This is a genomic window from Vibrio sp. Vf1514 (genome assembly GCF_052076135.1).
GTDB classification, from domain to species: domain Bacteria; phylum Pseudomonadota; class Gammaproteobacteria; order Enterobacterales; family Vibrionaceae; genus Vibrio; species Vibrio furnissii.
On record NZ_CP197268.1, the window covers coordinates 942,113 to 967,983 of the forward strand.

The following is a 25,871-nucleotide window of genomic DNA, read 5'->3' on the forward strand; positions in this document are numbered from 1 at the left end:
GAACATCACATTAAAAATGTGACAATCCTGCCTTTATTTTGAGGATACATGTAGGTAGAATCCGCGCCTTATTAATGAGTTAACGTCATAGCACCCTTTTACTGCGCAACAGGTTGATAATTTATCGCCGTTTCCCGTCACATTTTTGACACTTCAACTCATTCGTCCAATTAATGAGACAGGTTCTAGATTAGACTCTGCGCTCATTTATTTTTTACCTAACATGGGAGTTTGATTTTGAAAGGGTTTTCCTTAAGTACTCTGGTATGTGCCCTTGCGATAACCAGTCCTGCACTTGCTCAAACGTTAGAACAAGCGGTGTCGTTAACTTTGGCATCAAATCCTGAACTCAAAAGTGCATTTAACCAGTACAAAAGTCGCGTATCTGAATCTAATGCGGTTTCAGGTGCTTACCTTCCACGTATCGATCTCGATGCCGGAATTGGGTATGAAGGAATCAACCCAGCAGAATCAAGCAGTAGTGAAAATACGGACATGACACGTAAAGACGTCACGCTGACCTTCAATCAGTTGATTTGGGATGGCTCTGCAACGTTGAACGACATGGACCGTACGGCCGCAGAAGCTGAAGCCGATCGCTATCAATTGTTGGCCGATGCGTCGGACAAAGCCTTGGAAGTTGCCAGAATCTACTTGGAAGCCACGAAAGCCCATGACGTGTTAGTTCTCTCTGAGAATAACTTAGCAACGCACAAAGAAATCTACCGCGACATTAAGAAGCGCTCAGAATCCGGTATTGGCTCAATTGCAGATGTGACTCAGGTGGAAGCGCGGATAGCAAAAGCGCACGGAAATCTCTTGGCAGCTCAAAACAACCTTTTCGATGCTTATACCCAGTTTCGCCGTCTAGTCGGTCAGGAGCCATTGGGATTATTGTTCCCACGCGCCGATAGTACAGCCCTGCCTTTAACTGTTGACGATGCCATCGAACGCGCTCAGCAATCTCACCCGGTCATTAAAGTTGCGCAAACCGACGTGGATGCTGCTCGTTCGCAGTATAAACAGTCGAAAGCGCCGAATTATCCAACGGTGTCCTTTGAAGCCTCTCAAACCTGGCTCAATGACGCCGGGGGCTATAAAGGCAGTAGTGACGAAACCACGGCCATGATTCGCGTGCGTTATAACCTGTTTAACGGGGGTTCTGACCGACACAGAACCGAAGGCGCCGCCTATCAGCTCAACCAAGCCAAGGATCTACGCGAAAGCACGTTCCGCACTGTAGAAGAAGGACTTCGATTGTCGTGGAATGCATTGGATTTAACGCTGCAACAAAAAGAGTTTTTGGCAGATCACGTTGATTCTGCGTCAAAAACGGTCATTGCTTACCGCAAACAGTATTTGATTGGTCAGCGCACCCTGCTGGATTTGTTGAACACCGAAAATGAACTGTTTGAAGCACGTAAAGACTATTTGGATGCGAAATACGCGGAACAATACGCCAAATACCGATTAATGAATGCGACTGGTAATTTGTTGGATGCATTGCGCGTTGACGTGCCAGCTGAATGGATGGAAAAGGTAGACTATTAACATGAACATTCGCACTTTGTTGCTGGCTGTAATGGCTGTGTCGTTATCACGTCCGCTATTGGCAAATGAAGAGCCTAATCCCGACGTTTACGACTATATTCAAACCCCGGTCGCAAACCAGATGGATGATTTGTTGGATGACGATAATGACGGCGTCATCAACGCACGAGATAAATGCCCGGACACGCCCGCAGCATCGCAGATCGATAATGAAGGCTGCGGCACCGCGATCAAATCGTCGCATTTACAAAAACTGCATATTCTGTTTGCGAACAATTCGAGTACGATTCCACCAGTATTTATGAATCAGATTCGCCAGATGGCTGATTTTCTTAAGCTTTATCCAGAAGCATCCATTGAACTGCAAGGCTACGCCAGCAAAGTCGGTAAAGCTGACCACAACTTGGCGTTATCAAAGCAGCGTTCTGAAGCTGTACGTCTGCAACTGCTGCGTTTCGGAGTCACGCCAAAGCGCATTCGCATCGTCGGCTATGGCGATACGGTGTTAGCCGTCAACGGCGAAGATCAGGTCAGTCACGCACAAAACCGCCGCGTCACTGCGAGTGTGGTTGGGTTTAAAGGTGAAATCGTGAAAGAGTGGACAGTGTTCACGACGCTACCGCGATAAGCTGAATTCCACCGCCCCCGTCAAATGGTGATCGCGTCAACACCCAGTCTTCATACCGATAAAGTCCCGAACACTTTTGCTCGGGACTTTGGTGTTTTGTCACGTTGTTCCATTGATGACCATCAGAAAAACCATAAATATCTGCACCATGTATAAAAAATTCCCATGCATCATAGTCAGTTATAAAAATAGCAGACATAATTAAGCTACGCTTTATCTTATACACGATGTCATTGTTCCAGGCTCCATTAAACCATCGCAGGATCGCACCATGAGTCAACGCAGTTACCACCAGCTCTCGCCCGGCGAACTTGAATTTGTCGACGACCAGACCGCCGCACTGCTGCTCAATACACCCAGCAGTGCTCGGATTATGTTGTGGGTCATGGTGCTATTTTTCATTCTGGCTGGCGCGTGGGCATCGTGGGCACAAATCGACAAAGTCACGGTAGGCCAAGGCAAAGTCGTTCCCTCGTCGCAAATTCAAGTGGTGCAAAACCTTGAAGGCGGCTTGGTCAAACAGATTCTGGTTCGTGAAGGCGAGCAGGTCAAAAAAGGTCAACAGTTGCTGCTGATTGACGACACCCGCTTTCGTTCCGATTATCGCGAGCGCGAACAACAAGTGGCCAACCTCACCGCCAACGTCTTGCAGCTTTCTGCGTCCATCGCCAGCGTGGTGGTCAATGATGAATTCACGGAAGCCGAATGGGAAAAAAGCGTTCGTATTGATTACACCAAGCTTGCGTTTCCGCCCGCGTTGGTGGAATCCCAACCCGATTTGGTTGAACGTCAGCGCGCTCAATATCGCCAAGATTTGGATAACTTGCGCAACCAGCTGTCGGTTATTTCGCAGCAAGTAAAACAGAAACAACAAGATTTAGTTGAGATTCAAGCGCGCGTGCGTAACTTGCGCCAGAGCTACAGCTACGCCAATAAAGAGCTGGAAATCACCAAACCACTGGCGGATGAAGGCGTCGTGCCACGCATCGAATTGCTGAAGTTACAGCGTCAAGTGAACGATACTCGCCGCGATCTCACCTCTAGCGAACTCAAAGTACCGGTATTGAAATCCGCGCTGCGTGAATCGATGCTGAGCCGTATCGATGCGGCACTGAAGTTCCGTTCCCAACAACAAGAAGCACTCAACCAAACTCAAGACAAACTCTCAGCGATGACGGAATCCACCGTCGGCCTTGAAGATCGAGTCAACCGTACTGTGGTGCTCTCCCCTGTGACAGGCACCATCAAAACCCTGTACGTCAACACTGTTGGTGGCGTGATTCAACCGGGGATGGACATTGTCGAGATCGTCCCCACAGAAGATACCTTGTTAGTCGAAGCGCAGATCGCACCGCAAGACATCGCATTTTTGCGGCCAGATCTCCCAGCGATTGTTAAGTTCAGCGCCTATGATTTTACCAAATACGGCGGGTTAGAAGGCACGTTGGAACACATCAGCGCCGACACGTCCCAAGATGAGGACGGCAACAGTTTTTATCTGGTGCGAGTACGCACCAAAGAGACGTCTCTCGGTCACGATGAAAGCTTGCCGATCATTCCCGGCATGACGGCCTCGGTCGACATCATCACTGGTAAGCGGACCGTGCTGGACTACTTACTTAAGCCCATCCTCAGCGCCAAAAACAACGCACTGCGGGAATAACGGAGAAGTGGCAACCTCATGAGAACGGATGAGCCGCAGTGGCGACACGTAATGTGAAGCGTTGGCTGGCGGTGCTGGCTGCGTTGGCGGTTTCTTCGCTGGTCGGCGCCTTGAATACCCAAGAGCAACAGTGGGTGGATGCCGTAAGCGCCACCTACGGCGAACGTGCGGGTAAACGCGTTGCCACGTGGCGCAGCGAAATGGCCCGTTATCACGAGTTGCCGGAGCGTGAGCAGCTCACCGAGGTGAACCGGTTCTTTAATCAGCTCTACTTTGTCAATGACGATGTGCTGTGGGGAAAAAAAGATTATTGGGCGACGCCGCTGGAATTTTTGGGCAGTAACGCTGGCGACTGTGAAGATTTCACCATCGCCAAATATTTTTCACTGCTGGAACTTGGGGTTTCAGACAAAAAGCTGCGCTTGGTGTACGTCAAAGCCATTGAGTTGAACCAGTTTCACATGGTGTTGGCCTACTACCAAACCCCAAGCGCGCAGCCGTTAATCTTGGATAACATCAACCCACAAATCAAACCGGCATCACAACGTCGGGACCTGCTGCCGATTTACAGCTTTAATGGTCAACATTTGTGGTTGATGAAATCCAAAAATGGCGAACTCGCAGGCAACTCTTCACGACTCAGCCTGTGGAATGACTTACGTTCACGCGAACGCTCGCTGAACTTGAATAAACCGTTGGTCAATTACGATGAGTAGGTAAGATGACACTATACAAACAACTGGTCGCCGGCATGGTCACGGTACTGATTCTGTTGATGATTTGCGTATTCATCATCGAATTTAAGACCACCCGCAACAGCTTGGAGCAGCAGCAACGCTCAGAAGTCAGTAACACCATCAACACGGTGGGTTTGGCGCTTGCGCCGTATCTAGAGAACAAGGACACCGTGGCGGCCGAATCGGTCATCAACGCATTGTTTGATGGCAGTACCTATTCGGTGGTTCGCCTGACCTTTCTGGATGACGATGCAGAAATTGTTCGTTCCTACCCAATCAAACCAAGCCAAGTCCCTGACTGGTTCACCAATCTCGACCTGTTTGAACCTATCCATGATCGCCGCGTTGTGACCAGCGGTTGGCTACAACTAGCAGAAGTGGAAATTGTCAGCCATCCGGGCGAAGCGTATGCGCAATTGTGGCAAGCCCTGATACGCCTCTGCCTTGCATTCGGTTCCATTACCCTTGTTGGCCTGATTGCCATTGCGCTCATCGTGCGCCACGCGCTCAAACCGTTGCAAATGATTGTGCAGAAGATGGAGCAAATCGCCCGCAACCAATTTGGGGAGCCGCTGCCTTTGCCTGATACACGCGATTTAATCGCTGTGGTGGATGGCATCAACAGCATGTCAGCTCAAGTGGAAAAGTATTTCAAAGCGCAAGCGCAAGAAGCGCAGATGCTGCGTGAACGCGCCTACATCGACCCAGTGTCTCAATTGGGTAACCGCGCCTACTACATGAACCAGTTGAACGCTTGGCTCAGTGACAATGCCATCGGCGGTGTCGCCATTTTGCAAGCGCAGTTCATTAAAGATCTTTATGAAGAGAAAGGTTACGAAGCGGGTGATGGCATGGTGCGCGATCTCGCAGCGCAACTGAAAGCCACCATCACCACGCCCAATGCCACCATTTCACGCATTTCGACCGAAGAGTTTGGTTTGATCTTGCCTAACTTAGATGAAAGCGAGCTACGTCTGGTCGCCGATGGACTCATTAACGCCATTCAAGTGGTCAACCCCGATCCAACCGGCATGGCGGCGGCAGACGCTGCATTGGGCGTAGTACACAACAAAGACAATAAGACGTCGACCGAAATGTTGTCGCTGCTCGATAACGCCGTGGCAACGTCGAAAGCCAATCCAGAGATCAAATACGGTTTTGTCACCAGCGCCACCAACCAAGTGGTCATGGGTAAACAGCAATGGAAAGCCTTGGTGGAAGAAGCCATTCATCACGATTGGGTCACATTCCGCTTCCAAGCGGCAAATAACAGCTGGGGTCAAACGTTCCACCGCGAAGTGTTCTCTGCCATTGAAAAAGACAACGAGCGTTACAGCGCCAACCAATACCTGTTTGCGTTAGAACAACTGCACGCCAGCCACCTGTTTGACCAATACGTCTTACAAACCATGGCGGAGAAACTTGAATCAGGCGAACTCACCGACACCCTCGCCATCAACATCGCGCAAAGCAGTATCGAGCAACCGAGCTTCATTCGCTGGGTGACGCAGTTGCTGGCGCGTCACAAAACCGTGTGCGACAAGCTGCATTTTGAAATTCCAGAAAGCTGCTTTGTCAATGCACCGCACCACACTGCGCTGTTCTGTCATGCGGTGCGTAGCGCGGGCGCGGGCTTTGGGGTCGACAACTACGGGCGGAACTTCCAATCGCTGGATTACATCAATGAGTTCCGCCCCGATTACGTCAAACTCGATTACCTCTTCACCCACCATTTGGATGATGAGAAGCAGAAATTTACCCTCACTTCCATCTCGCGCACCGCGCACGATTTGGGCGTCACCACCATTGCGTCACGGGTGGAGACACAAGTGCAGCTTGATTTTCTGTCGGAGCATTTTATCGATGTGTTCCAAGGTTTTATTGTGGATAGATAAGGATGCGCGCGATGCAAGATACGCTGCTCAATTCCCTGATATACGTCAGCCGCTATTACGGCCTCGCCAATTCGCCGGAGGCGTTGGTGAACGGCCTGCCGCTTTCCGACGGCAAGCTGACGCCATTTTTATTCCCGCGTGCTGCCGAGCGTGCGGGGCTGGTCGCCAAAGAAAATCGTGCTGAACTGAGTGCGATTCCACATTTGGTGTTTCCGGTCGTCCTGCTGCTCAAAAGTGGCGAAGCGTGCGTGCTTAGCAGCATCAACGAAGAGAAACAGGAAGCAGAAATTGTCACGGCCGAATCCGGCATGGTGCCCGTCGCCTACCCTTTGGCAGAGTTGGCAGAACGTTACATTGGCCGCTATTTCATGGTCAAAAAGCAATTTCGTTACGACGAACGCTCGCCAGAAGTGCTCAAAACGCGCCACGGCCACTGGTTTTGGGGCACCATTTGGCAATCCAAACGCATCTATCGAGACGTGTTGATCGCCTCCATTCTGATTAACCTGTTTGCGATTGCGGCCCCCATGTTTACCCGCTTGGTCTACGACAAAGTGGTCCCCAACCTTGCGTTTGAAACCCTGTGGGTACTAGCCAGCGGCGTGTTCATCATCTTCTTATTTGATTTAACCCTCAAGCTGCTGCGCAACTATTTCATCGACGTGGCGGGGAAAAAGTCCGACATTCTGATTTCATCCAAACTGTTTGCCAAAGTGATGGGCATTCGCATGGAATCTCGCCCACCGTCGGTTGGTGCATTTGCGCGTCATTTGCAGGAATTTGAATCGATTCGTGAATTCTTTACCTCAGCGACCATCGCGTCTCTGATCGACCTGCCATTTGCGCTGCTGTTCTTAACGCTGATTTGGCTGATGGCCGGCAATCTGGTGCTGGTGCCCGTCGCAGGTGTGGTGATTTTGATCGCCTATTCGCTGCTGATTCAAGCACCACTGCGCCGCGCGATCGAAGAAGGATCGCGTCTGGCATCGCAAAAATATGCCAACCTGATAGAGAGCTTAGCGGGGTTAGAAACCCTGAAATTGTTTGGGGCGCAAAGCCAATTTCAATATCGCTGGGAAGAAGCGGTAGCGCACATGGCCAACTGGAACATCAAAAGCCGCCGCATCACCGATGGCATTCAAAACACCGCCGGTTTTGTCCAGCAGGCGTCGAACGTCGGCATGATCATTCTCGGTGTCTACCTGATTGCGGAAGGCGAACTCACCATGGGTGGCTTGATTGCCGCTACCATGTTGAGCGGCCGCGCTATTGGCCCGCTGGTACAGCTTTCGTTGCTTTCCACCCGTTATAACCAAGCCAAATCGTCGCTGACCATTATTGAGCAAGTGATGAGCATGCCGGACGAACAGGAAGAAGGGAAACGCTACATCCATCGCCCGATGATTCAGGGCAAAATTGAGCTGGATAAAGTAACGTTCCACTACCCAAATTCGCCAGTGGCTTCGATTCGTGACCTGAGCGTCACCATCAATCCGGGCGAGAAAGTGGCGATTATCGGTCGTATCGGTTCAGGGAAAACCACTTTAGAACGCCTCATTATGGGCCTCTATCAGCCAACCGAAGGTCACGTCCGAATTGATGATACCGACATCAAACAGCTCCATCATATTGATGTGCGACGCAACATTGGCTGTGTGCCGCAAGAGAGCGTGCTATTTTACGGCACCATCCGTGACAACATCACGCTAGGTCGTCCATTGGCGGACGATCGCGATGTGATGGATGCTGCCAACCGCGCCGGTGTCACCGTGTTTACCCAACAAGATCCAGCGGGGCTTGAGCGCCAAGTGGGTGAAGGCGGTTTACTGCTGTCGGGAGGACAACGTCAAGCAGTGGCCATTGCCCGTGCACTGCTTGGTAGACCACCCGTACTGCTGATGGATGAACCCACCAGCGCGATGGACAACCGCTCCGAAATGCAGATTAAGCATCAGCTCAGCCAACTCACCTCGAGCGAAACCTTGGTGCTCATCACCCACAAAACCACCATGCTTGATGTGGTTGATCGGGTAATTGTGATGGAGAAAGGTTGCATCATCGCCGATGGCCCTAAAGAGATGGTGCTGAGCGATCTGCGTCATGGGAAGGTTCGTGCCGTCAATTAATCGCACCATCTAATCGCGCCATCGCCACATCATAACGAGCGCTTCAAAGCGACAGCCCTTCCGCTGTCGCTTTTTGTTTGCCCCGATAAAATCACGCAACGATTTAAATATTTTTTATTCTCGATCAGACTCTTACAGCGCACTTCTGCTAAACTCTCACTTTTCAGTCTGGCGTAAAATTTCACTGTGCAGCTACTCAATCAACTTCGACTCTATTGGGCCAATAAAACCTTCAATTATTGTGTTCTGATCCTGATCACCTTGCTTGGTGTGGTTATCCCTGCCTGGCATTACAACCTCAATACGTGGGTCACGCCGCTGATTCTTGGGGTGATTGCAGCGGCATTGGCAGAGCGCGATGATAGTTTTACCGGCCGCCTCAAATCCATCACGCTGACGTTTATCTGTTTTGCGATCGCCGCATTCTCGATTGAAATTCTATTTCGCACGCCGATCCTGTTTGCCATCGGCCTGTTCATCTCGACCTTTGGGTTTATCATGCTCGGCGCAATGGGTTCCCGTTACGCCAGTATCGCCTTTGGTTCGCTCTTGATCGCGATTTACACCATGTTGGGTGCCCACCAAAGCACCAACATTTGGTTCCAGCCACTCCTGCTGCTCACGGGGAGTGCTTGGTATTATTTGGTGTCGATGCTCTGGCATGCATTTTGGCCCATGCAGCCGGTACAACAAGATCTCGCCAACGTGTTTGTGCAATTGGCCAACTACTTTGAAGCGAAATCGAAGCTCTTTCATCCGGTGTCCAACCTCGTACCTCAGCCACATCGGATTACCGAAGCCAATTTAAATGCCGCCACGGTGAACGCGCTCAACCAAGCGAAAGCCACGTTTTTGACCCGTTCCAAGCGCGGCCATGTCGACAGCACCAGCGACCGATTCCTGAAAATTTACTTTTTAGCGCAAGACATTCACGAACGCGCCAGCTCAACCCATTATCGTTACCAAGATCTTGCCGATAACTTTGGCCGTACCGATGTGCTGTTTCGTTTTAGACACTTACTGGAAACGCAAGCCAAAGCGTGCCGCGAAATCGCGCACTCCATCCGCATTGGCCGTAGCTACCAGCACGGCAGCGAATCCGTCCTCGCCTTGGATGAATTGCAGCTTTCCCTGACGTATTTGCAAGAGCAGAAGCGCCCGGAATGGAAGATGCTTCTCGCTCAATTGGGTTATTTATTCAATAACTTAGCCACCGTCGAGAAGCAGTTATGTAACGTCAGTAACCCAGATGTTTCCAAACCAGAAGAAGACGTACTGGACGATACCGAAGCCCACACGCTCAAAACCTTGTGGCTACGAATTAAAGCTAACCTCAATCAAGATTCGTTGCTGTTTCGCCATGCCGTGCGCATGTCGATCGCCCTCACCTTGGGTTATGGGATCTTGCAAGGGTTAGGGCTAGAGCGCGGCTATTGGATTTTGCTCACGACACTGTTTGTCTGCCAGCCCAACTACGCCGCAACGCGCCAGAAGCTGACTTCTCGTATTATTGGGACACTGGCGGGGTTGTTGATTGGTGTGCCGCTGCTGACATTCTTCCCTTCTCAGGAAAGTCAGTTGGTGCTGATTGTCTTTTCCGGCGTGATGTTCTTTGCCTTTCGTCTCAACAATTACGGTTATGCCACCGGTTTTATCACCCTACTGGTACTGTTCTGCTTTAACCAATTGGGCGAAGGGTTTGCGGTTGTTCTACCCCGCCTTGCCGACACATTGATTGGCTGCGCACTGGCCGTTGGCGCGGTGATTTTCATTCTGCCCGACTGGCAATCAAAACGCCTGCACAAAGTCATGGCCGACGCCATTGATGCCAACAAACAGTATCTTGGGCAAATCATTGGCCAGTATCGAATTGGCAAGAAAGACAACCTCACCTATCGCATTGCCCGCCGGAATGCGCACAACCAAGATGCCGCGTTGGCAGCGGCAGTCAGTAACATGTTGGCCGAGCCCGGGAAATATCGCACAGCGACGGATGAAAGCTTCCGCTTCCTGACGCTAAATCATGCGTTGCTGAGCTACATTTCCGCATTGGGCGCGCACCGCACGCGCATCGACGATGAAACCGTGCACCAATTGGTGCTCGATTCCCATCGCGTCATTCACCAACATCTGGATATTCTGTATCAGCAACTCTTCACGCATTGCGGCGACTGCGATACCAGCACGATCGAAGATGCGGGCCTCGAAAAACGACTGGCAGAATGGCGTGAAGAAGACGACAGTTCCGCTCGTATGGTGCTGCAACAACTTCACCTGATTTATCGCATGCTTCCCGAACTTCACTCGCTCGCCAGCAAGTTTGCCGTACGGGTTGGTTAAATATGCAACACGTTTAAAGAGGGCGAATTCGCCCTCTTTGACGTTTTACTGGATATATCCTGACAATTTTCGGACAAAAAAACATCGTTCAAATACTAATTTTGTAGTCAGAAAAGTCCTACACGAGTAAGACAATCATGGGATACGAATACGAAAGGTTGTTTCTGAGTCATCGGAACACCATTCAAGGTATGAGAATGAACAGCGCTCAGTTTGAACAATTAAAATCACAATTAAAGTTAATGACCCCCCAACAACTCAAGTCGTTGCAGGGTGAAATTCGTCATTCATTGGAGCAAGAACAAACCACGTTGCTCACCGATGAAGAGATTGATGTGATTGCGAGCTTGTTTTCCTGAGCGACTTGCACTTTTGAATCTCCGGACGTAAGCTTTTAACAGTCAAGAGGAAAGCCAATGCCTGTTTCAGCCGTACAACCAGGGTATTCAATCATCCAACAGTCATCAAAAATGGCCGAGGATGCTGCGCGTGAAATTCAGCAAAACAAAGCTTTCGAACCCACCCAACTGTCTGATAAAACCCTCGAGTTCAACAAAGTTGAGATCGATAAACCGCGTCGTTCTGATCCCATCGATCCGTTAGTCAAACTCAACCAATCCCAACAGTACGCTCGAATCGGCACCAACGTGTTGCAACGCGATCAGGACATGATCGGCAGCCTCCTTGATATCAGCGTCTAATTTGACACCGAACATTTAATGCGCGCGCTGACATCACGCAAATTGTCAGTGTGTGTGTCGACGTATTGAGTTTGTACCCTGCCCCGGTACAATGCCCCCAAATTTTTGAATCCGTATCCCTATGCCAAAACTAAATCTGCATCGTCGTGAAGGTGCCACTGCCCTTCAGCATGCCTTGACGACCGACCAGTTCACGTCTGCGTTAGAACCCAAACACACAAAACCTGCCACCAAGCTGACGGCCAGCCCTGCCTTAACGGAAAAGCACGTGCAGCAGCGTTGGGAAAAGTTGGCACTCGACAGTGCACAAAGCGTGTTGTTCGATCCGGTGACTGAGCAGCACATGGCGGCATACGACAAAAACATTGAATACTTTATCGGCACAGTGAAGGTGCCTGTGGGCGTGGCAGGTCCGCTACGTGTGAATGGCTTGCACGCCAGCGGCGATTACTTGATCCCGCTGGCCACCACCGAAGCCGCGTTGGTGGCGTCTTATCATCGTGGGAGCCGGTTGATCACTGCCGCCGGGGGCGCCAGTGCCATGCTGCTCAACGAAGGCGTCACACGCACTCCTGTGTTTGCGTTTTACAACCTCGCGCAAGCGGGGCAATTTGTCGCTTGGGTTACCACACAGTACGACGCGTTTAAATCGCTGGCGCAATCAACAACTGCGCACGGTCAATTGCACGACATCAATGTCACCCTGGAAGGTAATCATGTCTACTTGGTATTTGAGTATTTGACGGGCGATGCTTCCGGGCAAAACATGGTGACGATTGCCACCAACGCAGTATTTGACTTCATCATGCAGCATTCCCCGATTGCGCCGGAATACGCGTTTCTCGATGGCAATTTGTCTGGCGACAAAAAAGCCAACAGCCATGTGTTGCGCAGCGTACGCGGCAAGAAGGTGACGGCAGAAGTTCATTTAACGGCTGATTTGGTTAGAAAATATCTTCACACCACCCCCGAAAAAATGGTGCAGTTTGGTCACATGACAACGTTGGGCGGCGCGCTGAGTGGCAGCATCGGCGTGAATGCGCATTATGCCAATGCGCTCGCAGCGCTGTACATTGCATGCGGCCAAGATGCTGCGTGCGTCGCGGAGTCAGCGATTGGGATCACGCGAATGGAACTCAACAAACATGGTGGTTTGTATGCCAGCGTCACCCTCCCCAACCTGATGGTGGGCACCGTAGGCGGCGGCACAGGTTTACCGAGCCAAAAAGCGTGCTTGGACATTCTGGGACTCGCGGGGAATGGCAAGGCCAGAGCCTTGGCTGAAGTCGCAGCTGCGTTGTGTTTGGCTGGCGAACTATCCATCGTTGGCGCATTCAGCGCAGGGCACTTTTCTCGTGCGCATCATAAGCTGGCTCGCGGATAAGTGTTCAACGCTGCGCGTTAAGTGCTGGCTTCACAAGGTCAACGCATTCAAAATGCCTAAAACATTCACTCATGAAAAAGCCTTCTGTGAGAGAAGGCTTTTTTGTCACACGTGGCTGAGTACCACATCGCGCTGGGACACACTCACCCCTTTGATCTGCGCGTAAACTTCCATGCCCGGCTGTAATGCCAAATCTTGCAGCGCCCACTCGGTAATTGTCGCCCAGAGGAAAATATCGGGGGCCAACGCCAACTTTAAAGCGATGCTCTTCTTATGTTCGCCCTGTTGATGGTGTTCAATCTCAGCAATGCGCGCCGACAAAATATTTCGAATTGAGGTTTTACCCGGTTTTTCTAAGGTCACCGATACGTCGTTGGCTCGAATCTGCAAGCGAATCGGCGCATTGAGTTCGCCATCAACCTGCTGAACCCAAAGCCCAACGTTGGGCGCCAATAACACTTGGGTCAAACCAAATTGATCATGATGCTGCGCGATGGTGCCGGAGAACAGCGTGCTCTGATCGCTGAAAGATTGCCAAGGGCGCATACTTTTAGATGACCACACCTGTTCAATCGGCCCAGACGCCACCACGCTGCCCTGATCAATCACCACCAGATGATCGGCCAAACGCAGGATCTCATTCATGCTGTGCGTCACATACAGAATGGGGATTTCGACTTGTTGCGCGAGCTGTTCAAGAAACGGCATCACTTCGCGTTTACGCGGCATATCAAGCGATGCAAGTGGCTCATCCATCAACAATAAATCCGGTTGCGATAACAATGCGCGGCCGATGGCCACACGCTGTTTCTCACCACCAGACAACGCATTGGGATAACGTTCCAGCAACGGCTCTAAGGCCAACAGCGACACCACCGAAGCAAAATACGCTGCATCTTTTCGCCGTACGCCATAATTTAAGTTGCCGCGCACCGTGTAGTGCGGAAACAAGCGCGCTTCTTGAAACACATACCCAATACGGCGGTGTTCAATCGGCAAGTTGATGCGCTGCTTGGTGCTGAACAACACGCGATCTTGAATCGCGATTTCACCGCTGTCCGGTGCAATCAAACCACTAATCACGTTAATCAGTGAGGTTTTGCCTGCGCCTGAGCGGCCAAAAATCGCGGTGATCCCTTTGCTGGGCAGCGCCAGTTGCACGTCAAACTGAGTTGCGCCTAAAGTTTTCGTAAACTGAACTTGCAACGCACTCATCGGCTGACTCCCAATTTATGTTTCATTCGTCGGCTCACCCACTCGGAAATAAACAAGGAGAGCAACGCAATGACGATGGAAATAACGCACAGCCTAGCCGCTTCCATCTCCGCCCCTGGCGTTTCCAAAAAGTTATACATGGCAAGGGGAATGGTTTGCGTTTCACCCGGAATGTTCGACACAAAACTGATGGTGGCACCAAACTCACCGAGGCTGCGCGCAAACGAGAGCATCACCCCCGTGATCACACCCGGCAGCGTCAGCGGCAATGTGATGGTCACAAACACTTTGAGCGGCGACGCGCCCAATGTGCGAGCGGCTTGCTCAAGTTTCGGATCCACGCCTTCGAGGCTCAGACGAATGGAGCGCACCATGAGTGGCAATGCGATCACCACGCACGCCAACACCGCGCCGCGCCAACTGAAGCTAAATGAGATGCCAAACCACGCATTGAGCCACTGGCCAATCGCGCCTTGTTTGCCCATGGAAATCAGCAGCAAATACCCCACCACCACCGGCGGCAGCACCAATGGCAAGTGCACCAAACTGTCCAGCGCACTTTTGCCGAAGAACTCTTTGCGCGCTAACAACCAACCGATGCCCAACCCGATGGGGAGCAGCCACAACACCGCATACCCAGCCACTTTCAGGCTGAGCAGCAATGCCGTGAGTTCGTAGTCGCTCAGGAGCGTGATATTACTCAGCAAACGTCTCAGTTCCCATATCGGTACGGAAGCCGTAGTGTTCCATCACCGCTTTCGCTTTGTCTGATTTAAGGAAATCCACAAAGGCGCGGCTCGCATCTTTGTCGGTAATTTGCACCAATGGGTAATGAATCGCGCTGTGCAGCGCTGGATCGAATGTCGACAGGATCGCCACGTTATCAGTCAAAGCGGCATCAGTTTTGTACACCATGCCCAATGGCGCTTCGCCACGTTCCACCAATGCCAACGCAAGGCGAACGTTGTTGGTTTGAGCCAGTTTAGGTTGCAGCGTATCCCACACACCCAAATGAGTCAGCGCTTCTTTGGAGTACATGCCCACAGGCACGGCATCGGTGTTACCCACCGCCATGCGGGAATCTTTCAAAACGTTTAACCATGCCTGTTTGTTGGCAACATCAAACGGCTGTTGTTCAGAGGCGCTTGGCTTAATCAAAACCAGCTGGTTACCCGCCAAAAGAGTGACATTGTCACGGCTAACAATGTTGTTTTTAATCAGGTGTGATACCCAAGTTTCATTGGCAGACAAAAAGACGTCTGCGGGCGCACCACGTTCAATCTGACGTGCAAGCGAAGAAGAACCACCATAAACCGGAACCACATCCACATCGTGATCCGCCTCATACGCCGTAATCAAATCATCGACAGCGTTCGTCATCGAAGACGCCGCGTAGATATTGACGGTATCTTTTGCCCAAACCGAGGTGCTTGCCAACACAGCACCAAGCAAAACGGCGATTTTTTTCATTTTATTGTTCATGATGAGAGTCCATAGATTTCTGGCCATAATAAAGCAAGATCGAGATGCTGCTCGATAGCGTCGGCGATACGATCGATCGCCTGCTCTTTTGCAGCAACATGATCATGCACTTGAATCGCGTCTGCGCCGGCCCATTGACAAATTAAGTCAGCGGCAGAAAAAGTATCAAATACACCGTGTAAATACGTGCCAACGATGTGATTGCAGGGACTGACCAAGCCATCAAACGCACCGTCGTGAAGTTGAATGGGTGCCACACCCGCTGAATTTGGCGAGGCAACACTTCGGCCAACATGAATTTCGTAGCCGGAAACAGGCGCGGATTTGCCGTTGAGTCGCAATGTGCCGGCCACATTGGTGAGTTGCTTTTCGCCGGTTAGCGTGGTTTCCATCGCCAATAGCCCAAGGCCTTGCGTGCTGCCAGGTTGGCCTTCCACGCCATCCGGGTCATGCACCCAGTCTCCCAGCATCTGATAACCACCACAGATGCCCATCACTTTGCCGCCAAGGCGCAGATGACGCTGAATATCTTTGTCCCAACCTTGCTGCTTCAGGTATTCCAAATCGGCACGTGTCGATTTACTCCCCGGCAAAATAATGAGGTCCGCACGGTCCAAACGTTCACCTTTGCCGACATACCGCAGGTTGATGTCTGGGTTGAGTCGTAATGCATCAAAATCGGTGTGATTACTGATGCGCGTGAACACAGGCACCACCACATTGAGCTTCACCGCTGCGCCCACCACTTGGTTGGCGGTAATCGCATCTTCCGCTTCGAGATCAAAACCGTGTAAATAAGGCAACACGCCGATCACCGGTTTGCCGGTTTTCTCTTCCAGCCAATCGAGCCCCGATTGCAGCAAGCCAATGTCCCCTCGAAAACGGTTAATCACAAACCCTTTCACTCGCTGTTGTTCCGATTCCGATAACAGCGCCAGCGTGCCATACAGGTGAGCAAAAACACCGCCGCGGTCGATATCTGCGACAATAATCACCGGCACGTCCGCTGCTTCAGCAAAGCCCATGTTGGCAATATCATTTTCGCGCAGGTTGATTTCAGCTGGGCTACCTGCCCCTTCAATCATGATGCTGTCGTAGTCTTGTTGCAGGCGGGAGAACGAATCGAGCACAGTGTGCATCGCCACTTTCTTGTAATCGTGGTAGCCATTGGCTTCCATGTTACTCAATGCGCGCCCTTGTAAAATCACTTGGGCACCGGTATCTGAATTGGGTTTGAGGAGCACGGGGTTCATGTGCACGCTCGGTTCAATGCCGCACGCGAGTGCTTGCACAGCCTGAGCACGGCCGATTTCACCACCATCTGACGTCACGGCACTGTTGAGTGCCATATTTTGCGGCTTGAAAGGGGCAACTCGAATCCCCTTACGGGCAAGCACACGGCACAGACCTGCCACCAACACACTTTTACCGGCGTCAGAAGTTGTGCCCTGTACCATCAGAGCGTTTAGCGACGATTCCATAATTCTGCTGATTGTGAAGTTTGTCTCATTGTATACCTGTTGAATATAAAGAAAAGTGGCACGTTAAATGAACCGAAGATTAATGGTTAAATCAGCCTTGATTCAATGTGATCGTGTTGAAATCCCCTTATTGAACCAATAACCGCAAACAATAAGGAAACTCCCATGAAAAAATCCAACGTACTTTTCGCTGCATCCGCACTGGTTTTGGCTTCCACCCTGGCATTCGCCGGTGAAAAGCACCACGGCAATACCGTGCAGTTTAACGGTCCGGTTGAAGTCACTTCCGTCCAATCGTTACTCGATGAAAGCACATGGTTTGGCGACAAAGATGTTGTGGTTGAAGGGCATCTGCTGCGCCAAGTTCGTAAAGACACCTTCGTATTCTCCGATGGCAGCACCGAGATTCAAGTTGAATTGGATGACGACATCACCCTCAATCAACCCCTTGATCCTCAGACTAAAGTGCGCTTGTACGGCGAATTTGAGAACGGTCGCACGCCGGAAATCGAAGTCGATCATATTCAACTTCTTTAGGCCTCACGGGGTAAAATTTGTCCTGATGCTCATTTTTGCCGCGCCAACCCCGGCAAGTGACGTTATAAGATTGAATTATTTGATGAAATGGCCTGTAATTTGCAGGCCATTATTCTATATTTGAAATCTATTTGATTTAGGACGAACACCCATGCTTAAAAGAACCTGCCTGGCTGGCCTTATCGCAATTGCCAGTGTCCTGCCAACCACGGCATCAGCCAATAACTTTAACTACAACTTTTTGGAAGTGAGGACCGCGCTGAGTCCTGAATCATTTGGTGGAGAATTCAGCACGTTTTTTACCGAGAACTCCCATTTCGTTGGCCGTTTAGATTCCCGCTTTGAAGGCGATTGGGATTTGGCGGGCGGCATTGGCTTCAATGGCCCATTGAACCAATTTGCTGACGTGTACGGCCAAATGCTGATCCACAGCATTCGCGGCAACAGCGACGAAAACCACGAAACCGAAACCAACATGGAAATCAACATCGGCACACGCATTTGGCTCACCAGCCAAATCGAAGGTCATGCTCGGATTGGCCGCAACGATGACAACTCCGTGTTCATCGCCGGGGTTCGCTTCCATTCCACGCAGCAAATGGTACTCAATGCCGAAGCGCGTAACGCAGGCGTTTGGGGACCACAGATCAGCATGGGCGTTCGTTTCCAATTCTAAATCCTGACTTTCGCTTAACGCTTTTCACTCATTCTGATCAATGAGAACGATGGTAAATGTAATATAATCTATCGGGTCAGGTCGTTTTTCTGATCTGAACCGATAGATTAGGACAAGAAACCCCATGGCGACATCAAGCTCCACTGAACCTGCCGATCTCACCAAATTCCTCAAACCCGGAATGAAAATTTCCGCCACCATTCAATTTGGGCCGGATGACAGCTTTGCATTCTCCACCACACTGATTGGTTTTAAAGGTGAGCAATTTCTGATTCTAGATATGCCCCACAAAGTCCATGAAAGCTTGGTGATGCGTAAACTCTCGAATGTCCAGATTGTGCTTCGTGGTGTATGCGACACGGAGCTGGGCCATGTGATTGCATTTAAAACGTCGATTCTGCAGGCGATTTCGTCACCACACACGTTGTTTTTCCTGCGCCCGCCCAAGCATTTCGTCACGAAGACCATTCGCGAGCATGAGCGTTATAAGATTTCGATGCCGGTGACCTTAACCGAGCAAACCGATCAGCTAGAAAAATCGTTCAACGGCACGCTGGTCGACTTTTCCGTCTCGGGTTGTGGCATCTTTGTTTTAGGGGAAAACGAGTTGACACTAAACAATGCCGTTCGCTTTAGCTGTGAGCTGGATTCGTTGCTGCCCGAAGACCTAACGAGCCACATTGCCAACATTCGTCGTCAGCATAAAGGGCACATGATCGGCGTGCAATTTGATACCCCACTCGCGATGTCGGATGAATTGAAGATGGCGATGTTTGACCAAACCTTCAAACATGCCACGGTCTAACGTTCGGTCACCGCAAGCTTGGCGGCATGCGTTTTGAAATTCACCAATGCTTGATGCAAGGTCTCTTCTTTGATGGGTTTCACAATGACGTATTCCGCACCTGCCGACATAAATGCCTCTTGCGTTTCCGCCATACCATCGGCAGTACACGCGTAGACCGGCATCGCCAGCCCCATGTCATGTTTGATGATGCGCGTGGCATCCACACCATCGAGATACGGCAGTTGGTTGTCCATTAAGATCAGATCGTAGGGCTGGTGTTTCACTTTCTCGATCGCTTGCAATCCATCAGTCACCCAATCCACATTCATGCCGTATTTTTTGCAAAACGCACGTGCGATGAAGGCATTGGTGTGATTGTCTTCCACCAAGAGTACGTTGACGACTCCGTCAAACAACTCATAGCGTGACTTGCCGTCGTTGTGTGCGACGGTTTGCGTTTCGGCGGTCACAATCTCCAACGGCAATTCGATGGTAAACCGCGTGCCAACGCCAAAGCTCGACTTCACTTCAATCGAACCGCCAAGCATTTCAATTAAGCTATGTACGATCGCCAGCCCAAGGCCGCTGCCGCCATATTCACGCGTGTTGGTCGATTCCGCCTGCACAAACGGTTCAAAAATGAGTGCTAAATCTTGCTCACGAATCCCAATGCCGGTATCTAAAACGGTAATCTCAAGTTTCGCGCCCGCTTCAGTCTCGATAAGATGAAGCTGAATATTGATGGCGCCCTCGTGGGTGAATTTCACCGAATTGTTGAGCAGATTAAACAGGATTTGATTGAGTCGCACTTGATCGGTACGCACCACCAAATCATCGCCAATATTGGTATTAAGAGTCAGCGTTAAGCCTTTTTCACGACACAAAGGCCGATAGATGCGCTCAATGGCAGACACCACATCCACCAACGGGAAATCCGCTTTCTGGATGCGAAATTTACCTTGCTCAATCTTAGAGAAATCAAGAATGTCATTCAGCACCGCCAAAAGATGCTCACCACTGCTGCACAGCACGTTGACCTGTTCGGCCTGCTCTTTCTCCGTGACTGTGCGTTTCAGCAGTTGCGAAACGCCCAAAATGCCATTCAACGGCGTGCGCAATTCATGACTCATTTTCGCCAGAAAATCAGCCCGAACGCGCGCCGATTCTTCCGCCTCTTTACGCGCAATGCGGCTTTGCTTTTCGGCCTCAGCAATAGAAGTGACGTCTTGACCTTGCGTGATAATCGATTCAATGCGGTTTTCAACCACAATGGGAGACAAGTTCCACAAGATCACTCGACCATCCACTTCCGTATTCACTTCTTTGAGGATTTCCCCTTGCGCCGCCAATTTAATTTGTGGAATCAGTTGGCGTTTCAGCACTGAAAATAGCGAATGATCGTCGGCGTTATTGCGCAGGAAGTGCGAATGTGCTGACGGGTTCATACGAATCAATTCGCCCTCAGCCGTCCATAAAATGGTGGGTGACAGCGCAAAGTTAAACAAATCTTCGAACTGTTTCTCTTGATCGGATAAGCGTTGAAAGGTGTGTTCCAACGTTCGGCCAAAGTGGTCGAATTCATAGATTTTCGAGCCGGGGAAGAAGTCATCCAAGCCCCGCTCCGCCACTTTGTGGGTGTAGGTCATCAAACCATCGATTTCAGATTCAATCCTACGCTGCAACCACCAGCGCGTGAGAATGGACACCCCAACCATCGCCACCAAAGCGAACACCATCCAGAAATAGTAGTTGTTGCGCAGGCTCAGGGCGTTTTCGTTGCTCTGAACGGAATAGATGCTGAGATAGGTCGGCACCCCTTCCACTTCCAGTGCCGTTTTGGCCACCATATTTTTGTCGTACAAGGCATCGCTCAGGCCATCTTCCAGCACATCAAAGGTCGAATAGGATTCATCGCCATTGAGTGTTGAGGCCAACACCTCAGAGCCCACCGTTAAAATCAGGTTTTGCGAGTTACTGCTGTCGCGGATGGTTTCAATCAGCGTGAAGTTGTTGTTGAGCACGGTACTGACATACAAAAAGCCAATCACTTCACCCGTTGCCGTATCCACAATCGGCGAGCGGCGAACCAATAAATACGCCGTACCCAGCACCGATGGCGTTTGAATCAGATGCCAGTTGCTGCTGATCGACACTTTGCGAATGATCTTATTGAGCTCTTTGGGGGGAACGCCGTAAAACTGCGAATTGCCATCTTCCCATACCATCTCTTTGAGGTCGGTGATAAAACGAATGTCCGGTGTATTGTTGAGTTCGAGCTGATCGACGCTCAAGAAATACTGATCCAACGCAGCGCCGCTGTCGCTGTTTAACGCTTGAATAAGACTGGCATTTTTCGCGCTGCTGTCTTGGTGAATTTGCAACGTGGCGAGACGATAATTAAACAGGTTTTGAATCAGGCTGGAGGTTTGGGTCGAGGTGCGTGCCACTTCTTGTGAAATCAAGCGGCTGCTAATTTGATAGCTCTGGAAAAGCACCGTCAACGTGAGCGCGCCGAGCACAGTGACAATGGCTCGGCTGATGAAGGTTGCTATTTTTCTTTTCTGTTTGACTGTACTAGCCCTGATGCTCACTCAGTGTTCCCTGTTGCCGACTAACGGTCGGAATAACGAAAGGCGCGTTGCTTAAACAAACCAATTTTTTTCGGCTGATCGTCTTTGGTCACGATCTCAAAGTCACCGGAATACACCACGGGCACGGCCAAACCTTCCAAATCACGTTTGATCGCTTCCGCCATCGCAATGCCGGTATCATCATTGATTCTCATGACAGTAACATCAAGATGACCTTCATCCAAGGCTTCTAGTTCTGCCGAGCCGCCACCCCAGCCATTCACCTGAATATCTTCACGTTTTAATGCTTGTAGCGCCTTGGCTGCGCCCAGTGCCACATCGGTGGAACAGGCGTAAATAAATTTAATATCCGGGTCATTTTTGACAATGTTAACGGTAGCTTCATAGCCACTTTCTTGTGTCGCTTTAGTGTAATACGACGAGGCCAACTGATAATCGCCCGTGCTTTCCATCTGCTGAATGAAGGTGTCGCCACGCGCATCGCTGACGTATCCTTCAGAGAAATACAGCACCGAATACTTGCTACCTTTGGGCACATGCTCGCGATAATACTGCGCGAGTTGCTGCGCACCGAGTTCATGGTCAAACCCAACGTACATCATCGGCTGGCGTTCATCCCAGTCTCGAACCGGCGTGGTGATATTCTGCAAAATCAATTTGGTCGGTGACGAATTCAGAACGTGTTCAATAAACTTGCGGTGGCGCGTTGTATCCAGCGTGAAAATCAAATAATCCGTGTTGTTCTTCACCGCTTCCATCAACGACAAGCTTTGTTGGCGGGTGTCTTGGTTCGGGCGCGTAAACACCTGATTAATCTGGTATTCAATGCCTAACTCTTCCAATCGCATTTCAAACGCTTTGATGTTGCGCACCCAGTAATCGGAGATCTGCTGCCCCGGATAAACCACCGAAATGGTCACCGGCGTTTGTTGTTTGACCGTCAGCCGCTGAGACGATTGACGCACCGCATCAGACAACGACTCAGTCAGTGCCTTTTGTTGCGGATTGGCATTCAGAAATTCCTGATAATGCCAGTAACCATTCAGCACTTGTGATGAATACGAAGAGGCAAAAGGAGTGAAACCAAGTAAAAGAGAAAGAAAAAGCGTTTTCTTCATTCCACACATTCCGTCGTTCTGTTGATCATGTCCATCAACAAAGTTTATGAACTGCTTGGCATAACAGGGAAAGAATTCCCTAAAATATCAAGCAAATAATAACGTTTAAGATTATTAAGCATACGGCCCGCAATTAATAGCGCGTAGCACGAAAAAATCATAAAAACATTCAGCAAGTGACTAAATTAACAGCAATTTCTTTAAACCGCATAACATATTTCATCTATCTTATGACCGAATATTATGTCAGCCAGAGAAAATACAGCGCAGCCGAACGCCCGAGCAATGCTTCACCCACAACCCATTAGCTAGGCTAATGGATTTTATTATGAAACTTCACTCTTAAAACGATTGATATGGATAAAGATTAATACAGAGAATCAAATTTCGCCTGTCAAAAGGCAAAAATGATTGGGGACTTAATTCAGTGAAGGCAGTGGATGCTGATCCAAGATCAGACGCTCTTTTTGTACTTTAGAGAGCTGCTTGATGCGGTACTCCAGTTTGAGCGCCTCACCTTTGCTTGGGCCAATTTCATGTTGCCAAGCCAGCGTCAACGGTCCTTTGCCCCGCAGCGCTTTGGCACCTTGCCCTTTTTGATGCTGAGTAAAGCGCCGTGCGACATCCGTCGTGATGCCGCAATACAGCGCGTTACTGGAAGTCCGAACCAGATAAATCCACCAGCACGGACTCGAGATGTCTTCGTTCATGCCGAAGCGGTTACAGCTTTTGTTCGATCAACGCGCGCAGTTCCGCCACTTCGTCTCGCAGCGCCGCCACTTCTTGCTCTAACGCTTCAAGCTGTGAGTTGGACGGTTCGCTGTCGGCAAAGCTTGCCAATGCATCAACATCCACATCGCCAGAAAACAGGTGCTGATAACGTGACTCACGCTTGCCCGGTTCACGTGGCAATTTCACCACCAATGAGCGATTGGCCAGCGCTTCCAGCACCGCTTCGGTTTCTTTTACGTCAGTAAAATTGCATAAACGGTTCGTGCGCGTTCTCAGCTCACCCGGCGTTTGCGCGCCGCGCAGGAGCAAACAGCAGACCACGCCAAGCTCTTGCTCATTCAATTTCAAGTCGCCAAATTCGGTATTGCAAAAACGGTGCTGGTATTTTGAGGCGCGGCTATTAAACGCACTTTCGTCACTCACCAAACGACGCGCGATCAACGCTTCAACCGTATCTTGCACATCCGCGTCCGATAACGACAACACAGGTTCGCGATTGCTCTTCTGATTACACGCAGTGGTCAAGCTGTTGAGCGTGAGCGGGTAATGATCTGGGGTGGTAATTTCCTTTTCAATCAGGCAACCAATGACACGGGCCTCTAGCGGGGAAAGTTCGTTACTCATTTTCGTTTCCTTCTTTTATCGAGGCTAGCCTCGTCTCCCATTCTTAATGTTCTGAAGTCGGTGAAAATCGCACAATGCGTCCGTTTTCATCAATCATGACAACTTTAGAACGGTTTAATTCAATTTCTACTAATTCAAGGCGTTGCCGTTCGCTGATATAGGCTTGACGCAGTTTTGGCCGCAAATCTGGCTCGGCCGATTGCTCGTCGAGTTGAGGAACAACAATTTCTGAAGGTTGCATGCTCGAATCATTGTTTCGTCATCAATGGAGCCCATGATATAGCGCAATTTCAGGCAAGTACAATCTCTGCGAAGACCGAGTGACTATTTATTGGTCAAGGTGTCGTCAGGTTTGATCTAAAGGCTGTTATGAGCCTTGATGTTGTGTTTTAATCATTGACAGTTGCATTCATTTTAGGAAAAGGGACCTATGAACAGCGTATTTGAAATCGTGAGTCTGGCTCGCCGCAAAAACAAACTAAAACGTGAACTTCTAGACAACGAGAAGAAAGTTCGTGACAACCGTAAACGTGTTGATTTGCTAGAAAACCTAGTGGATTACATCAAACCTGACATGACTCAGGAAGAAGTGATCGCGATTGTGAAAAACATGAAAGCGGATTACGAAGATCGTGTGGACGACCACATCATCAAAAGTGCAGAAATCTCAAAAGAACGCCGTGAGATCAGCCGTCGCATTCGCGAGCTGACCGAACAAGACAAACTGATTCATCAAGGCAAAAAATAAGCCTGATGCTTGAGTTTAAAACCCGCCCATTGGCGGGTTTTTCTTTATCTGTACGAATTCAGACCTGATCTGACAGTGACCGACTTTTTGCCCTCTTTTTTGATGTCCACCTTCTGTTCAAGCAAAACTAAAGTGCACATTGATGCGTAGTAGTTACGATTACACCAAACCGATCACACTTAAGGACACACTCGTTTGTTACTGTTGACGTGTTTCACTTGCCAATATGATCACATAAATCCATCAAAGCGTGTGTGCCCAATTTGGTATGGAGTATTAGATAGACTCTGTCTGCATTTTACTCTGGATTTATACCAACAAAGTCTAGTTAAAAGAGACTTTTATGTTTTAATGTCTCGTGTCATCAATGAAAACAACTTAATATTGAAAAATTTCTCGGTTCGAAAATAAGAAATGGAAAATTCATACAAATACTATAAAGCATTCTTGATTCAATGGCTTACGTTTGGTTGGCTTTGCGGTGTCTTGCTATCAGTCTGTTTAGTTTTCTATACGCCAGTTTTTGATAGTACTCTGTATCCAGTAAGTTCCAAGTGGGGACTAGTTGCCGTACTATCTTTGCTCTTTGTTGCAATATTGTACGAATGGTCATCAATAAAGAACAATGGCCGTATGCAGCTTTTACATGACCAAATTTATAGCAAGTTTTTACCTAGAATAAGCTTTCTTTCGCCAAAAGCTGCCGTTTTTGATTCGTGGGTCTTAGTTGGTTTAGTTCTTACAATTATCTTTTTTTCGGTATTGTCGTGGGTTTATCCACATGTTGTTACTTGGAGTAACTGGTTTATAGGAATATGCGCAGCCTCACTTGGAAACTTTGCACTGAGAGAACAA

General features: G+C 49.8%; 23 protein-coding genes. 14 read left to right on the top strand and 9 right to left on the bottom strand.

The annotated features are described in order from the left end of the window. The first annotated feature begins 237 nt into the window (after positions 1–237). From ACS18Q_RS19135 to ACS18Q_RS19180, 10 genes are all read left to right on the top strand, one after another. Entirely contained in the window at positions 238–1,551 is a 1,314-nt protein-coding gene (locus ACS18Q_RS19135; RefSeq protein ID WP_441257686.1) for a TolC family outer membrane protein, read from the top strand. A gap of 31 nt (positions 1,552–1,582) precedes the next feature. Then, positions 1,583–2,179: an OmpA family protein gene (locus ACS18Q_RS19140; protein WP_370447180.1), complete on the top strand. Its 597-nt coding sequence runs from the start codon at positions 1,583–1,585 to the stop codon at positions 2,177–2,179. A gap of 271 nt (positions 2,180–2,450) precedes the next feature. Further along, a complete protein-coding gene (locus ACS18Q_RS19145; RefSeq protein WP_055465610.1) occupies positions 2,451–3,842 on the top strand; it encodes an HlyD family type I secretion periplasmic adaptor subunit in 1,392 nt (463 codons plus the stop codon). Positions 3,843–3,895: 53 nt separating this feature from the next. Then, positions 3,896–4,558, top strand: coding sequence for a transglutaminase-like cysteine peptidase (locus ACS18Q_RS19150; RefSeq protein WP_441258222.1), 663 nt, complete (start codon positions 3,896–3,898; stop codon positions 4,556–4,558). 5 nt (positions 4,559–4,563) lie between these two features. Then, complete coding sequence (locus ACS18Q_RS19155) at positions 4,564–6,474, top strand: bifunctional diguanylate cyclase/phosphodiesterase (protein WP_004726738.1); 1,911 nt, start codon at positions 4,564–4,566, stop codon at positions 6,472–6,474. 11 nt (positions 6,475–6,485) lie between these two features. Further along, positions 6,486–8,600 carry a type I secretion system permease/ATPase gene (locus ACS18Q_RS19160; RefSeq protein WP_041943164.1) on the top strand — a complete coding sequence of 705 codons (2,115 nt, stop codon included), beginning with the start codon at positions 6,486–6,488 and terminating at the stop codon, positions 8,598–8,600. Between the two features lie 186 nt (positions 8,601–8,786). Next, positions 8,787–10,940, top strand: coding sequence for a YccS family putative transporter (gene yccS / locus ACS18Q_RS19165; protein WP_014257408.1), 2,154 nt, complete (start codon positions 8,787–8,789; stop codon positions 10,938–10,940). A 197-nt stretch (positions 10,941–11,137) separates the two neighbouring features. After that, positions 11,138–11,299 (top strand): hypothetical protein, encoded by a 162-nt coding sequence (locus ACS18Q_RS19170; protein ID WP_004726743.1) that lies wholly within the window; start codon positions 11,138–11,140, stop codon positions 11,297–11,299. Positions 11,300–11,356: 57 nt separating this feature from the next. Further along, a complete protein-coding gene (locus ACS18Q_RS19175) occupies positions 11,357–11,641 on the top strand; it encodes a hypothetical protein (RefSeq protein ID WP_441257687.1) in 285 nt (94 codons plus the stop codon). 121 nt (positions 11,642–11,762) lie between these two features. After that, entirely contained in the window at positions 11,763–13,025 is a 1,263-nt protein-coding gene (locus tag ACS18Q_RS19180) for a hydroxymethylglutaryl-CoA reductase (protein ID WP_441257688.1), read from the top strand. 105 nt (positions 13,026–13,130) lie between these two features. Here ACS18Q_RS19180 and modC read toward each other — a convergent pair whose 3' ends face one another. Genes modC through ACS18Q_RS19200 form a run of 4 tightly spaced genes read right to left on the bottom strand, consistent with a single transcriptional unit; the run spans position 13,131 to position 17,203 of the window. Further along, positions 13,131–14,240, bottom strand: a complete 1,110-nt coding sequence (gene modC / locus ACS18Q_RS19185; RefSeq protein WP_441257689.1) for a molybdenum ABC transporter ATP-binding protein ModC — start codon at positions 14,238–14,240, stop codon at positions 13,131–13,133. After that, the gene (modB, locus tag ACS18Q_RS19190; protein WP_004726752.1) at positions 14,237–14,947 is read right to left on the bottom strand and encodes a molybdate ABC transporter permease subunit; all 711 of its coding nucleotides are present in this window, start codon (positions 14,945–14,947) and stop codon (positions 14,237–14,239) included. The genes modC and modB overlap by 4 nt, the downstream gene beginning before the upstream one ends. After that, positions 14,937–15,722: a molybdate ABC transporter substrate-binding protein gene (modA, locus tag ACS18Q_RS19195; RefSeq protein ID WP_014257413.1), complete on the bottom strand. Its 786-nt coding sequence runs from the start codon at positions 15,720–15,722 to the stop codon at positions 14,937–14,939. Before modA ends, modB begins: the two co-directional genes overlap by 11 nt. Then, on the bottom strand, positions 15,719–17,203 hold the full coding sequence (locus ACS18Q_RS19200; protein ID WP_441257690.1) for a cobyric acid synthase: 1,485 nt from the start codon (positions 17,201–17,203) through the stop codon (positions 15,719–15,721). The genes modA and ACS18Q_RS19200 overlap by 4 nt, the downstream gene beginning before the upstream one ends. Positions 17,204–17,368: 165 nt before the next feature. Here ACS18Q_RS19200 and ACS18Q_RS19205 point away from each other — a divergent pair, with 165 nt between their 5' ends. The 3 genes from ACS18Q_RS19205 (at position 17,369) to ACS18Q_RS19215 (ending at position 19,221) form a co-directional block, all read left to right on the top strand. Then, the gene (locus tag ACS18Q_RS19205; protein WP_441257691.1) at positions 17,369–17,740 is read left to right on the top strand and encodes a YgiW/YdeI family stress tolerance OB fold protein; all 372 of its coding nucleotides are present in this window, start codon (positions 17,369–17,371) and stop codon (positions 17,738–17,740) included. A gap of 151 nt (positions 17,741–17,891) precedes the next feature. Next, positions 17,892–18,416: a hypothetical protein gene (locus ACS18Q_RS19210; protein WP_004726759.1), complete on the top strand. Its 525-nt coding sequence runs from the start codon at positions 17,892–17,894 to the stop codon at positions 18,414–18,416. Between the two features lie 124 nt (positions 18,417–18,540). Next, positions 18,541–19,221 carry a PilZ domain-containing protein gene (locus ACS18Q_RS19215; RefSeq protein ID WP_004726760.1) on the top strand — a complete coding sequence of 227 codons (681 nt, stop codon included), beginning with the start codon at positions 18,541–18,543 and terminating at the stop codon, positions 19,219–19,221. Here ACS18Q_RS19215 and luxQ read toward each other — a convergent pair. From luxQ to ACS18Q_RS19240, 5 genes are all read right to left on the bottom strand, one after another. Next, positions 19,218–21,794, bottom strand: a complete 2,577-nt coding sequence (luxQ, locus tag ACS18Q_RS19220; protein ID WP_441257692.1) for a quorum-sensing autoinducer 2 sensor kinase/phosphatase LuxQ — start codon at positions 21,792–21,794, stop codon at positions 19,218–19,220. The two genes, ACS18Q_RS19215 and luxQ, sit on opposite strands and share 4 nt — an antisense overlap. 20 nt (positions 21,795–21,814) lie before the next feature. Further along, on the bottom strand, positions 21,815–22,912 hold the full coding sequence (locus ACS18Q_RS19225; protein ID WP_004726763.1) for an autoinducer 2-binding periplasmic protein LuxP: 1,098 nt from the start codon (positions 22,910–22,912) through the stop codon (positions 21,815–21,817). A gap of 419 nt (positions 22,913–23,331) precedes the next feature. Continuing rightward, positions 23,332–23,622, bottom strand: a complete 291-nt coding sequence (locus ACS18Q_RS19230) for a GIY-YIG nuclease family protein (protein ID WP_238820806.1) — start codon at positions 23,620–23,622, stop codon at positions 23,332–23,334. A 10-nt stretch (positions 23,623–23,632) separates the two neighbouring features. Continuing rightward, complete coding sequence (locus tag ACS18Q_RS19235) at positions 23,633–24,268, bottom strand: YceH family protein (RefSeq protein WP_004726766.1); 636 nt, start codon at positions 24,266–24,268, stop codon at positions 23,633–23,635. A gap of 43 nt (positions 24,269–24,311) precedes the next feature. Further along, positions 24,312–24,509: a hypothetical protein gene (locus ACS18Q_RS19240; RefSeq protein WP_014257418.1), complete on the bottom strand. Its 198-nt coding sequence runs from the start codon at positions 24,507–24,509 to the stop codon at positions 24,312–24,314. 189 nt (positions 24,510–24,698) lie between these two features. On the opposite strand from ACS18Q_RS19240, the gene ACS18Q_RS19245 reads away from it, so the two are divergent. Next, positions 24,699–25,016, top strand: coding sequence for a DUF496 family protein (locus ACS18Q_RS19245; RefSeq protein ID WP_004726770.1), 318 nt, complete (start codon positions 24,699–24,701; stop codon positions 25,014–25,016). Positions 25,017–25,871: the final 855 nt, after the last annotated feature.